The organism is Rhodoferax sp. MLSD5-FHT05B10, assembly GCF_058793415.1.
In genome coordinates this window covers 95174-108105 of sequence record NZ_JBXAFT010000003.1, presented here as the reverse complement: position 1 = coordinate 108105, position 12932 = coordinate 95174, and the positions used below count along the sequence as shown (strand labels likewise).

8 protein-coding genes and 1 pseudogene are annotated in these 12932 nt (G+C 64.7%); 2 read left to right on the top strand and 7 right to left on the bottom strand.

Annotated features, from left to right (window positions below; all coding sequences use genetic code 11):
- Positions 1-28: 28 nt before the first annotated feature.
- Entirely contained in the window at positions 29-529 is a 501-nt protein-coding gene (locus AC1Q5W_RS05685) for a disulfide bond formation protein B (RefSeq protein WP_492643171.1), read from the top strand.
- A 6-nt stretch (positions 530-535) separates the two neighbouring features.
- Here the strand turns inward: AC1Q5W_RS05685 and argA are convergent, their stop codons facing one another.
- Entirely contained in the window at positions 536-1885 is a 1350-nt protein-coding gene (gene argA, locus AC1Q5W_RS05680; protein ID WP_492643170.1) for an amino-acid N-acetyltransferase, read from the bottom strand.
- Between the two features lie 135 nt (positions 1886-2020).
- On the opposite strand from argA, the gene hrpA reads away from it, so the two are divergent.
- Positions 2021-5908, top strand: a complete 3888-nt coding sequence (gene hrpA / locus AC1Q5W_RS05675) for an ATP-dependent RNA helicase HrpA (protein WP_492646106.1) — start codon at positions 2021-2023, stop codon at positions 5906-5908.
- Between the two features lie 18 nt (positions 5909-5926).
- Here the strand turns inward: hrpA and AC1Q5W_RS05670 are convergent, their stop codons facing one another.
- From AC1Q5W_RS05670 to AC1Q5W_RS05645, 6 genes and pseudogenes are all read right to left on the bottom strand, one after another.
- Positions 5927-7060: an ABC transporter permease gene (locus tag AC1Q5W_RS05670; RefSeq protein ID WP_492643169.1), complete on the bottom strand. Its 1134-nt coding sequence runs from the start codon at positions 7058-7060 to the stop codon at positions 5927-5929.
- Between the two features lie 80 nt (positions 7061-7140).
- Positions 7141-7809 (bottom strand): annotated as a pseudogene (locus AC1Q5W_RS05665) (ABC transporter ATP-binding protein); the annotation flags it as partial.
- Positions 7806-8792, bottom strand: coding sequence for an HlyD family secretion protein (locus AC1Q5W_RS05660; RefSeq protein ID WP_492643168.1), 987 nt, complete (start codon positions 8790-8792; stop codon positions 7806-7808). The pseudogene AC1Q5W_RS05665 and the gene AC1Q5W_RS05660, both read right to left, overlap by 4 nt.
- Before the next feature lie 23 nt (positions 8793-8815).
- Complete coding sequence (locus AC1Q5W_RS05655) at positions 8816-10771, bottom strand: sensor domain-containing protein (protein WP_492643167.1); 1956 nt, start codon at positions 10769-10771, stop codon at positions 8816-8818.
- Between the two features lie 25 nt (positions 10772-10796).
- Entirely contained in the window at positions 10797-11945 is a 1149-nt protein-coding gene (locus AC1Q5W_RS05650; RefSeq protein WP_492643166.1) for a pyridoxal phosphate-dependent aminotransferase, read from the bottom strand.
- Between the two features lie 20 nt (positions 11946-11965).
- Entirely contained in the window at positions 11966-12919 is a 954-nt protein-coding gene (locus AC1Q5W_RS05645; RefSeq protein WP_492643165.1) for a CysB family HTH-type transcriptional regulator, read from the bottom strand.
- Positions 12920-12932: the final 13 nt, after the last annotated feature.

The following is a 12932-nucleotide window of genomic DNA, read 5'->3' as shown; positions in this document are numbered from 1 at the left end:
GACAAGGATGCTTATTTTGAACTTCGTGATGGATCAGTTGGACCATGCGCCCCGGCGCGTGCTGGTGTTGGTGAGCGCGGCCTGTGTCGCCCTGCTGGCGTTTGGCCTGTATCTGCAGCACGTGGTGGGTCTGGTGCCGTGCCCGATGTGCATCGTGCAGCGTTACGCTATGGTTTTGATAGCTATCTGCGCAGCATTGACGGCTGCTAGCGGCCGAAAAGGCGTGCAAATTGGCGGCAGTGCCGTGCTGGTGGTGCTGGCCGTGGCCGGCGCCTACGTGGCAGCCCGCCAGAGCTGGTTGCAGTGGTACCCGCCGGAAGTGGTGTCCTGCGGGCGCGACCTGTACGGCATGATCGAGACCTTTCCGCTGCAGCGCGCCATTCCCATGATCTTTCGTGGCGGCGGCGACTGCACGCAGGTGGACTGGACTTTCCTGGGCGGCTCCATCGCCAACTGGTCGTTCCTGTGGTTCTGCGCCATGGCCCTGGTGGGTTCCCTGCTGGTGTGGCGCCGTGCGCGCCAGGCTTGAGCGGGCTCAGCCCAGTTTCTTGAACAGCACCTGGCTCTTGCGGTCCCAGTTGTAGAGGCGCCGGCGGGCTTCCGGCAGTTTCTCGGGGTCGGTCTGTACGAAACCCCGCTTGAGGAACCAGTGCGCGGTACGGGTGGTCAGCACAAAAATGCTGTCCAGCCCGGCTTGGCGCGCACGCTGCTCGATGCGCTTTAGAACGCGTTCGCCGTCGCCCTGGCCCTGTACCTGGGGTGACACCGTCAGGGCCGCCATCTCGGCGGTCTTGGCTTCCGGGTAGGGGTAGAGCGCCGCGCAGGCAAAGATCACGCCGTCGTGCTCGATCACGGTGTAGTTGCCCACGTCGCGCTCGATTTCGGTGCGGCTGCGCTTGACCAGGGTGCCGTCTTTCTCGAACGGCTCAATCAGCTGCAGGATGCCGCCCACGTCGTCCACCGAGGCCTCGCGCAGGCTCTCCAGCTTTTCGTCCACCACCATGGTGCCAATGCCGTCGTGCACGTACACCTCCAGCAGGATGGAGCCGTCCACGGAAAAGGGAATGATGTGGCTGCGTTCCACGCCGTTCTTGCAGGCCTTGACGCAATGCTGCAGGTAAAACGCTGTGTCGGTGGGCTGGTTGGCTGCCGGCAGCTGGGTCAGCAACTTTTCGGCGGCGGCCAGCGGCAGCTCGGTGTCGATGGGGTTGTCGTCCGAAGCTGCTTCCAGCGGGCGCAGCCGGATGCCGGGCACCTCGGTCACAAAGATGAGCTTGTCGGCCTGCAGGGCGGTGGCCACCGACGTGGCCACTTCCTCCATGGCCAGGTTGAAGGCCTCGCCGGTGGGTGAAAAACCAAAGGGCGAGAGCAGCAGCATGGCGCCCATGTCGAGCACGCGGCTGATGCCTGCCGTGTCCACCTTGCGCACCAGCCCCGAGTGCTGGAAATCCACGCCGTCCACAATGCCCACCGGCCGCGCGGTAATGAAGTTGCCCGAGATGACGCGTACGGTGGAGTCGGCCATGGGCGTGTTGGGCAGGCCCTGGCTGAACGCCGCTTCAATTTCGTAGCGCAACTGGCCGGCGGCCTCCTGGGCGCAGTCCAGCGCCACTTCGTCGGTGATGCGGGTGCCGTGCGAATACTTGCCGGCGTGGCCCTTGGCCTTGAGCTGCTCGTTCACCTGCGGGCGAAACCCGTGCACCAGCACAATCTTCACGCCCATGCTCTGGATCATGGCCAAGTCCTGCGCCAGGTTTTGCAGCTTGCCGGCTGCAATGGCCTCGCCGGCGATGCCCACTACGAACGTCTGGTTGCGGAACTTGTGGATGTAGGGCGCTACCGAGCGGAACCAGGGCACGAAGGTGAAATTGAAAACAGAGGACATGGTGTGCGCGGGTGGTGAATGCGGTGGAGGCGGGGATAATCTGCAATTCTCTACGAAGTTAGTACCTTGACTACCTGCCCCCTGCCAATCGACTTTCCTGAAACGCTCCCGGTGTCGGGTAAACGCGACGAGATCATGGCCGCCCTGCAGGCGCACCAGGTCATCATCGTCTGTGGCGAGACCGGTTCTGGCAAGACCACCCAATTGCCCAAGATCGCGCTGGCCCTGGGGCGTGGCAAGCTCAATTACCCGGCGGGCCAGCGCGGCAAGCTCATTGGCCACACCCAGCCGCGGCGCATTGCCGCCAGCAGCGTGGCCAAGCGCATTGCCGAGGAGCTGAAGACCCCGCTGGGCGACGTGGTGGGCTACAAGGTGCGCTTCCAGGACCGGTTGAGCAAGGACGCTTCGGTCAAGCTGATGACCGACGGCATTCTGCTGGCCGAGACGCAGACCGACCCGCTGCTGAACGCCTACGACACCCTCATCATCGACGAGGCGCACGAGCGATCGCTCAACATCGACTTCCTGCTGGGCTACCTGCGCCAGATCCTGCCGCGCCGCCCGGACTTGAAGATCGTGGTGACCTCGGCCACGATTGATGCCCAGCGTTTTGCCGACCATTTCAAATCTTCCAAGGGCCCCGCGCCGGTCATCATGGTCTCCGGGCGCATGTTTCCGGTGGAGACGCGCTACCGGCCGTTTGAGGAAAGCCGCGAATACGACCTGAACAGCGCGATTGCCGATGGCGTGGACGAGCTCTGGCGTGACCCGCACAACAGTGGCGACATTCTCGTCTTCCTGCCCGGCGAGCGCGAGATCCGCGAGGCGGCCGACCACCTGCGCAAGCACCTGAGCCACCAACCGGTGATGCGCAACGCCGAGGTGCTGCCCCTGTTTGCCCGCCTGAGCCCGGCTGAGCAGGACCGCATCTTTGACGGCCACACCGGACGGCGCGTGGTGCTGGCCACCAACGTGGCCGAGACCTCGCTCACGGTTCCGGGCATCCGATACGTCATTGATGCAGGCACCGCGCGCGTAAAGCGCTACAGTTTTCGTAGCAAGGTGGAGCAGCTGCTGGTCGAGCCCATCAGCCAGGCGGCCGCCAACCAGCGCGCCGGGCGCTGCGGCCGCGTGGCCAACGGCATTTGCATCCGCCTGTACGACGAAAAGGACTTTGCCGGGCGCGACCGGTTTACTGATCCGGAGATTTTGCGCAGCTCGCTGGCGGGCGTCATCCTGCGGATGAAGTCGTTGCACTTGGGCATCGTGGAGGACTTTCCGTTCCTGGAGCGTCCCAGTGGGCGCGCCATTGCCGATGGTTACCAGTTGCTCAATGAGCTGGGTGCGGTGGATGACGCGAATGAGTTGACGCCGCTGGGTGGCGAGTTGTCCAAGTTGCCGCTGGACCCGCGGGTGGGGCGGATGCTGCTGGAAGCCAGAAACCGGGAGGCCCTGGACGAGGCCTTGGTGATTGCGTCGGCCCTTTCTGTGCAGGACGTGCGCGACCGGCCGATGGAAGCGCAGCAGCAGGCCGACACGGCACACAAGAAGTTTGACGATGAGAAGAGCGAGTTTGTGGGCTACCTCAAGCTCTGGAAGTGGATCCACGATGCGCGCGGAGAAAAAACGGCCGCCACGCCTGGCGCCCAACCCACGCACAAGCTCACCAACCGTCAATACGAGCAACTGCTGCGGCAGAACTTCGTCAACATCCGCCGCGTGCGGGAGTGGAAAGACATCTACAGCCAGCTGCACACCGTGGTGGCCGAGCACAAGTGGCGCATGAACACCACCCCCGCCAGCTACGAGCAGTTGCACCTTTCCATGCTTTCGGGCCTGCTGGGCAACATTGGCTGCAAACTCGAAGAGGGCCAGAACGGCGAGTACCTGGGCGCGCGCTCCATCAAGTTCTTTGCCCACCCGGGCGCGCACCTGACCAAGAAGCCGGGCAAGTGGATCGTAGCCTCCGAGCTGGTGGAAACCACGCGCCTGTTCGGCCGCGGCATTGCGGGCATCGAACCGCAGTGGCTGGAGCAGGTGGGCGGCCATTTGCTCAAGAAACAGCTGCTGGACCCGCACTGGGAAAAGAAAGCCGCCGAGGTGGTGGCGCTGGAGCGGGCCACCTTGTACGGCATCGTGGTCTACAGCGGGCGGCGCACCAACTACGGCCGCGTGGACCTGGCCGGTGCGCGGGAGATCTTCATCCGTGAAGCCCTGGTGGGCAAGGAGTGGGAAACCCCGCTGCCGTTCCTGGCCGCCAACCACAAGCTCATCAAGCAGGTGGAGGAACTGGAACACAAGGCGCGCCGGCAGGACGTGCTGGTGGACGACGAGCTCATCTACGCCTTCTACGACCAGCAGTTGCCCGCCGACGTGTGCAGCGGCTATTCGCTGGAGCGCTGGTACCGCGAGGAGGTGAAGAAGAATCCGAAGCTGCTGCACCTCACCCGCGAGGAGCTGATGCGCCACGAGGCCGCCGGCATCACCACCGCGTCCTTTCCCAAGACCATCCGCCTGGGCGGCGTGGACTGCGCGGCAACCTACCTGCACGAACCCGGCGACGCGCGCGACGGCCTGACCGTGACCGTGCCCCTGTTTGTGCTCAACCAGGTGAACGAAGATCGCTGCGAATGGCTGGTGCCCGGCATGCTCAAGGACAAGGTGCAGGCGCTGCTCAAGACCCTGCACCAGCGCCCCCGCAGCCGCCTGGTGCCGCTGCCCGAGACCGCCACCCGGTTTGCCGAGACGCTGAACGCACCGGAGCAGTTTGGCACCGGCAGCCTGGTGGATGCGGTGCTGAAGCTGGTGCGCGAAGCCACCAGCCTGGACATCGTGCGCGCCGATATCAAGGTGGACATGCTCAGCCCGCACTTCTTCATGAACTACCGCGTGGTGGACGAACACGGCCGCCAGCTCGGCCAGGGCCGCAACCTGGGTGCGCTCAAGGCAGAGTGGGGCAAGCAGGCGCGCGGCGCATTCCAGGCGCTGGCCAACCTGAAGCTGGGGCAGGGCGGCGGTGCGCCCGTGGCGGGCGCTGCCGTGCAAAATTCCGGACAAAATAGCCCGAAAGCCTCCGAAAAACCTGCGCAGACAGCTCCTGAAAAGATAGCAAAAACCCCACCCGCTGGCGGCGCAAAAGCCACGCCAGCCGACCAACGCCATACCGCCTGGACCTTTGGCGAACTGCCCGAGCTGCTGGAAATCAGGAAGGGCGGCCAGACGCTGATCGGCTTTCCGGCCCTGATCGACGCCGGCGACGCCGTGACGGTGGAAGTGTTTGACGAGCCCGAAATAGCCGCCGCCAAGCACCGCGCCGGGCTGCGCCGCCTGTTTGCGCTGCAGATCAAGGATGCGCTGAAGTATCTGGAGAAAAACATCCCCGACCTGCAGAAAATGGCGGTGGCCTACATGAACGTGGGCAAGGCTGACAACGGCAGTGGCGGGGGGACCATCGAAGAACTGCGCGAGCAGATACTGGCCGTGGCGCTGGACCGTGCCTTCCTGCTGGAGCCGCTGCCTACCGACGAATTCGCCTTCAAACGCCGGGTGGACGAAGGTCGCGGCCGCCTGACGCTCATCGCCAACGAAGTGGCGCGCCTGACCGGCACCATCCTGCTGGAGTACGCCACCGCGGCGCGCAAGATCAAGGACACCAAGAACGCGCCGGACGCCGTAGCCGACTGCACCCAGCAACTGCAGCGCCTCATGCCCAAGCGCTTCCTGCAGGCAGCCCCGTGGGACCGTCTGCAGCACCTGGCGCGCTACCTCAAGGCCATCACCCTGCGCCTGGACAAGTACCGCGCCGACCCCGCCCGTGACGCTACCCGCCTGGCCGAGTTGCGCCCGCTGGAACAGCGCTACTGGCGCCTGGTGGCCGAACGCAAGGGCGCGGTGGACGAGCGCATGCAGGAGTTCCGCTGGCTGCTGGAAGAACTGCGCGTGAGCTTCTTTGCGCAGGAGCTGCGCACGCCGCAGCCGGTGAGCGTGAAGCGGCTGGACAAGGCCTGGGCGCAGATGGGGTGAGCGGGCACCGCCCCGCGCTCAGTCCAGCGTCTGCCGGTAACGCTTGAGCGCCACCACCCCGGCCACCAGCAAGAAGAGCAGCATGGGCCACAGGTCCTGCAGCAGCTGCGGGAGCGTGTTGCCCTTGAGCAGGATGCCGCGCACGATGCGCAGGAAGTGGGTCAGCGGCAGAATCTCGCCCACCCATTGGGCCCACACCGGCATGGCCCGGAAAGGGAACATGAAGCCCGACAACAGCATGGACGGCAAAAAGAAAAAGAAAGTCATCTGCACGGCTTGCAGCTGGTTTTTGGCGACGGTGGAGAAGGTGAAGCCCACGCCCAGGTTGGCCAGCATGAACACGCCAATCATGGCCAGCAACAGCGTCATGCTGCCCACCATGGGCACTTCAAACAGCACAAATGCGGCGCCCAGAATGACCCCCAGCTGGATGTAGCCCATCACCACGTAGGGCAAGATCTTGCCCACCATGACTTCGCTGGGGCGCACGGGTGTGGCCAGCAGGTTTTCCATGGTGCCGCGCTCGCGCTCGCGGGTCATGGCCAGCCCCGTGAGCATTACCATGGTCATGGTCAGGATGGTGCCCACCAGGCCGGGAACAATGTTGTAGCGCGACAGCCCCTCGGGGTTGTAGCGGCGGTGCACCCGCAATTCAAAGGGTGGCGCGGCCGGGTTCAGGGTGCGTAGCGCGCCGGGCAGGTCGTGGGCGATGGCCTGCGGCACCAGTGCGCTGAGTGCTGCAATGGCGTTGCCCGAGGCGCTGGGGTCGGTGGCGTCGGCCGACACCAGGATCACCGGTTTTTCACCACGGATCAGGTCTTGTGAGAAGTGCGGCGGTATGACCACCATGAACTGCACCTCGCCGTCTTCCACCAGGGCCTCGGCTTCCTTCTCGCTGGTGAGCGTGTGGTCTATGCGGAAATAGCCGGTGTTCTGCATGGCGGCCAGCACGCCGCGCGACATGGGGCCGTTGTCGGTGCTCACCACCACGGTGGGCAGCCCCTTGGGGTCGGTGTTGATGGCGTAGCCAAAGAGCACCAGCTGCAGGATGGGAATGATCACCGCCATGCCAAAGGTCACGCGGTCGCGCATCATCTGCTGGAATTCCTTGATGAATACCGCCCGCATGCGATTCATGGAAAAACGGGTCATGCGCCGGCCTTGGTTGCAAAATTGTCGGTGGCACGGCCCACCAGGCGCACAAAGGCGTCTTCCAGGTCACTTGCGCCGGCAGACTCCACAATGCTGGCCGCGCTGCCCTGGGCCAGGATTTCGCCGTAGGCGATGTAGACCAGATCGTGGCAGCGCTCGGCTTCGTCCATGTAGTGGGTGGAGACCAGCACGGTGATGCCTTGCTCGGCCAGGGCGTGGATCTGGTCCCAGAACTCGCGCCGCGCCTTGGGGTCCACACCTGCGGTGGGCTCGTCCAGCAGCAGCAGGCGGGGCTCGTGGATCAGGCAGGCGGCCAGCGCCAGGCGCTGTTTCCAGCCGCCCGACAAGGAGCCGGCCAACTGCTTTTGCCGGGCGGTCAGGCCCAGGCGTTCCAGCGCCTGGTCCACGGTGGTGCGGCGGTTGGGCAGTTCGAACAGGCGGGCCACAAAGTCGAGGTTCTCGCGGATGGAGAGGTCGTCGTAGAGGCCGAAGCGCTGGGTCATGTAGCCCACCTGGCGCTTGATGGCGGCGGCGTCCTGGATGATGTCCAGCCCCAGGCAGGTACCGCTGCCGCTGTCGGGGGTGAGCAGCCCACACAGCATGCGAATGGTGGTGGTCTTGCCGCTGCCGTTGGGGCCCAAAAAGCCGCAGATGCGCCCGCTGCCGACCTGGAGTTGGATATGGTCCACCACGGCGCGGCCGCCATAGGTTTTGCTCAGGTCCTGGACATCAATGGCCAGGGCGGTCATGGCGTGTTGTCGCCCTTGCCAGTGGGGCGCACATCCAGCGGCTGGCCGGGCTTGAGGTGGGCGGCGTCCTGCGGGGCGGGCTGGGCTTCGGCCATGAACACCAGCTTGGCGCGCTGGGCGTTGGAGTAGATCACGGGAGGGGTGTATTCGGGCTGGGTGGCAATGCGCGAGATGTGCGCAGTCATGGGGGGGCAGCCGTCGCACGACAGGATGACCGCCTGGCCGGCGTGGATGGAGGCCAGGGCCGACTCGGGCACAAAGAAACGCGCCTTGATGTTCTGCGGGGGCAGGAGCGAGACCACGGGTTGCCCGGCGGGGACGAATTCGCCGGGTTGAAAAAACACATCGGCCACCAGCGCGTCTGCGGGTGCGGTCTGTTGTTTCTGCCCGGTACGCCACTCGCTTTGGCGCAGCACCTCGCCGGCGGCCTGGGCGCTGGCCTGGGTGGCGGCGCGCTCGTCCGTGCGGGCGGGCAGGCGGGCCACGCGCAGGGCGGCTTGCAGCTCCTGGACGCGGGCCTGGGTCTGGGTCACGGCGAGGGTGGCATCGTCTATATGGGCCTTGGATACAAAACCCTGGGCGACGAGCTGCTGCTGCCGCTCCAGCTCGTGCCGGGCTAGGGTGGCGTTGGCCTGGGCCTGGGCCAGCTGGGCCTCGGACACGGCGATTTCTTCGGCGCGTTTGCCTTTGTCCAGATTCGTGGCCTGCGCCTGCGCGCTGGCCAGGCGCGCGGCGGCCTCGTCGCGTGCGGCATTTTCGCTCTCGGCTTCCAGCGCAAACAGGGGCGCTCCCCGGGTGATGTTTTGGCCGGCTTTGACCGCCACACGGTCCAGTCGCCCGGCCAGGGGGGCGGCCACGTAAACGTAGTCGCCTTCCGCGTAACCGGACCAGGCCACCGGGGTCTTGTCGGAGCATGCACCCAGCAGGACAAGTACCGGGGCGGACAGCAGCAGGGGCCAGTGGGGCAGGGGATGGTTCAACATTGGAAAAAATCCTGGAACGGTGCCTAGGCGCCGGGTGCGTACAGGGACACCTGGTTGCTGCCGCTCAGCTTGGCGTGGTACATCGCTTCGTCGGCATGCCGGGCCAGTTCTACGGCCTCGGAGCCATGTTCGGGATACAGGGCAATGCCAATGCTGGCCGAGATGCACAGCGCATGGCCCTCGACCATGAAGGGGGCCTGGAGGGCCAGACGGATTTTTTCCGCCACCATCAGGGTGTCGTCTGCCTGCACGATGTTGCGCAGCAAAACCACAAACTCGTCTCCGCCGATGCGCGCCGGCGTGTCCGACTCACGCACCGCTGCACGGATCCGGTTGGCGACTTCTTTCAGCAGCAGATCGCCGACCCGGTGGCCGAAGCGGTCATTGACGGGTTTGAACTGGTCGAGATCGATGAACATCAAGCCCAGCTGGGTCTGGTCGCGCTGGGCGGCGGCCAGTGCGGCGTGCACGCGGTCGTCGAACAGGGCCCGGTTGGGGAGTCCTGTCAGCACGTCCTGCAGCGCCATCAGGCGGATGCGCTCTTCGGCTTCCTTCTGCAACTGGATGTCGGAGAAATACCCGAACCAGAGGATGCTGCCATCGGGCTGCTTCTCCGGTGTGGCCTGCCCTTCGTACCAGCGGTAATCCCCCGTGGGCTGGCGCATGCGGAACTGGGCGCGCCAGTGCGACAGGGTGGCGGCGGAATCCGCAATGCTGCGCATCACCATCTGGGCGTCTTCCGCCGGTGCGTTGGCAAATATCGGGCTGGAATCCTTGGCCAGACTTTCGGGGGTCAACCCGAATATTTCAACCCGGGGGCTGATGTAGGGGAAATGGGAACTTCCGTCTGGGCGCAGGCGGAATTCGTAAATGACTCCGGGTACTCCCGCGGAAACTTTCTGTAGGAAGTTGAGTGTGTCGCGCTGCGCGTTCTCGCTTTTCTTGCGTGCGGTGATGTCGTTGTGCACGATGACGGCGCCTCTGCGTCGGTCACCAAATGGCGTGACGGTCATCATGTACCAGCGCTGCTCGGTGGGGGAGTGGCAGTCGTATTCCAGGCTGAACGTCGGCAGTCGCCCATCGAGCACGGCCTTGATTCCATCGTAAGGGCCCAGTGCGCTGGTTGCAGGCGAAGGCGTGGTGGGCCGGCATTGTTCCAGGTAGTTGGCACCCAGGCCGGTGTTGACCGCGGGCGTGCCGGGGAGGGGGGCATTGTCGACGGAAAAGCGTCGCCAGGTTTCATTGACGGCGGTGATCGCGCCGGTCTTGTCAATCACCACAATCTGGGCGGGAATGGAGTCGACAATGGACTGCACGAAGCCGTTGCTTTCGTGCAGCGCATCTTCGATCCGCTCTCGGGCCATGACCACCAGGCCCAGGGTCATCAGGGGAATGCACACCAGGGTGTTGAGGTAGGTCACGCTCTGGATGAAATTGGACGCGGTAAAGACCAGCATCTCCGCCATCCCGGTGGCGGTTCCGATGCTGCGGAATACAAAAACGGTCAGAAAGAGGACGAGTCCGAGCGCCAGGAAATACTGCCCGCGCCCCACCGTTTCCCGGCGTTTCTGCAGCAACACCACCAGGATCAGCAGGCTCTGCGCGGCATAGATGCTGGCGCAGAAGATGATGCGCACGCGCAGGTCGTGCAGGTAGAAGGGCAACGTCACGGCCACGGCGGCAACCGGGAGCCAGATCAGCCACCGGGGCGGGCGGCGGTGCTGGAATTTGAAAAGACCCTCGGCGAACAGGGCCAGCGAGGCGGCCAGCAAGCTGTTGGCGGCGACGATGGAGGCAACATCCCCAATCTTGCCCCGCAGGCTGAACAGTACGTAGGCGATGGCGTGCAGCACCAACGCGAGTGCCCAGGCCCGCAGTTCGTCGTGCTGGCGGCGGTACGCCGCGGCAGCGATGGCGCCCGCCAGCGTGGCGCTGACGGTGATGATCACCAGGAACAGGGTGGGAACGTGCAGGTCCATGGCAGTGTGCGGATGTGCGGCCCGACTAGAGCGCCTGCAGCCTTTCCAGTGCGGCCAGCAGGGTGGCATCCTGTTTGGCAAAGCAGAAGCGCACCACGCGCTGGTCAAAGCCGTTGCCATAAAACGCCGACAGTGGAATGGCGGCTACGCCCACCTCGGCAGTGAGCCACTGGCAGAAGTCGGCTTCACCCAGATCGCTCACCTGCGAGATGTCCACGCACTGAAAGTACGTGCCCTCACTGGGCAGCAGGCGCAGACGGGTTTTGGCCAGCCCGGCGCGGAACAGGTCGCGCTTGCGTTGGTAGAAGGCGGGCAGCTCCAGGTAGGGTGCCGGGTTGGCCATGTACGCCGCCAGGCCGTATTGCATAGGCGTGTTCACGGTAAACACCGTGAACTGGTGCACCTTGCGGAACTCGGCGGTGAGGGCCGCGGGCGCCGCCACATAGCCCACTTTCCAGCCAGTGACATGGTAGGTCTTGCCGAAGCTGGAGATGATGAAGGCGCGCTCGGCCAGACCGGGGTAGCGGGCCGCGCTTTCGTGCGGGGCACCGTCGAACACCATGTGCTCGTACACCTCGTCGCTGATGAGCAGCACGTTGGTGGGCGCCAGAATCTCCTGCAGGCGCAGCATGTCCTGATGGCTCCACACCGTGGCGCTGGGGTTGTGCGGGGTGTTGATGATGAGGGCGCGGGTCTTGGGCGTCAGCGCCGCGGCGATGGCATCAAAGTCGGGCCGGAACGTCAGCGGGGTGAGCGCAACGCGCACCGCCGTGCCGCCGGCGAGCACGATGTTGGGCACGTAGCTGTCGTAGCAGGGCTCCAGCACGATCACTTCATCGCCCGGGTGCACCACCGCCAGGATGGCGGTGAGAATGGCCTGCGTGGCGCCGGCTGTAATGGTAATTTCGTCTGTAGCCCCGTATTTTCTTGTGTGGAGTGCTTCTATTTTTGTAGCAACGGCCTCGCGCAAGGGCGCAATGCCCGGCATGGGCGGATACTGGTTGTGGCCTGCCTGCATGGCGTGGGTGACGTGGTCGATCAGGGCTGGGTCACAGGCAAAGTCGGGGAAGCCCTGGCCCAGATTCACGGCCTTGTGCTGAACGGCCAGGGCGGACATCACGCTGAAGATGGTGGTGCCCACGGTGGGCAGGCGGGATTGGAGGGACGGGGTCATGCTGCGCTGCGTTCAGGGTTTCAGAATTCGTAGTCTTCCACGTGGCCGTCCATGGCGCGGGCAATCAGCTTGCGGTCCAGGCGGTCGCTCAGCAGTTCGGCAAACGTGTAGACAAAGTTGCGCAGATAGGCACTGCGCTTGAACGCCACGCGGGCCACGTTCTGCCCAAACAGGTGCCCCACCGGGCGTGCCACCAGGCCGCTTTTGCCGCCGTCTTCCATCACATCGCGCACGGCCATTTCAGCCGCAATGCCGACACCCAGGCCCAGCCGCACGTAGGTCTTGATCACGTCGGAGTCAATGGCTTCGAGCGCAATGCGCGGCTCCAGCTTGCGGGTGGCAAAAGCCTGGTCGATCTTGGTGCGGCCGGTGAAGGAAGGGTGGTAGGTGATGAGGGGCTCCAGCGCCACCTCTTCCAGGGTGATGCGGTCCTTGCGGGCCAGCGGGTGGTCTACCGGCAGCACCAGCATGTGCTGCCACTCATAGCAGGGCAGGGTGACCAGTTCGGCGTAGTCTGCCAGTGACTCGGTTGCAATGCCGACTTCGGCCACCTCATCGATCAGCATGCGGGCCACCTGGTCGGGCGAGCCCTGGTGCAGGCTGATGTTGACCTTGGGGTAGGCGGCTCGCAACGCGGCCACTTTCTCGGGCAGCACATAACGGGCCTGGGTGTGGGTGGTGGCAATGGAGAGTGTGCCGCTGTCCTCGGCGCTGTACTGTTCGCCGATGCGCTTGAGGTTGCCGACTTCGCGCAGGATGAGCTCGATGCTCTTGAGCACATGCTGGCCCGGTTCGGTGACGCGCTTGAGGCGCTTGCCGTGGCGGGCAAAAATTTCCACGCCCAACTCTTCCTCCAGTTCGATGATGGCCTTGGAAACCCCCGGCTGCGAGGTGTGCAGTGCCTTGGCGGCTTCGGTGAGGTTGAGGTTGCGCCGAACGGCTTCCTGAACAAAGCGAAACTGGTGCAGGTTCATATCGAATTTCAAC

Excerpts from the sequence above, each read along its gene's own strand:
- AC1Q5W_RS05685 (WP_492643171.1), top strand. The coding sequence starts at position 29 with ATGGATCAGTTGGACCATGCGCCCCGGCGCGTGCTGGTGTTGGTGAGC.
- argA (WP_492643170.1), bottom strand. The coding sequence starts at position 1,885 with ATGTCCTCTGTTTTCAATTTCACCTTCGTGCCCTGGTTCCGCTCGGTA.
- hrpA (WP_492646106.1), top strand. The coding sequence starts at position 2,021 with ATGGCCGCCCTGCAGGCGCACCAGGTCATCATCGTCTGTGGCGAGACC.
- AC1Q5W_RS05670 (WP_492643169.1), bottom strand. The coding sequence starts at position 7,060 with ATGACCCGTTTTTCCATGAATCGCATGCGGGCGGTATTCATCAAGGAA.
- AC1Q5W_RS05660 (WP_492643168.1), bottom strand. The coding sequence starts at position 8,792 with ATGTTGAACCATCCCCTGCCCCACTGGCCCCTGCTGCTGTCCGCCCCG.
- AC1Q5W_RS05655 (WP_492643167.1), bottom strand. The coding sequence starts at position 10,771 with ATGGACCTGCACGTTCCCACCCTGTTCCTGGTGATCATCACCGTCAGC.
- AC1Q5W_RS05650 (WP_492643166.1), bottom strand. The coding sequence starts at position 11,945 with ATGACCCCGTCCCTCCAATCCCGCCTGCCCACCGTGGGCACCACCATC.
- AC1Q5W_RS05645 (WP_492643165.1), bottom strand. The coding sequence starts at position 12,919 with ATGAACCTGCACCAGTTTCGCTTTGTTCAGGAAGCCGTTCGGCGCAAC.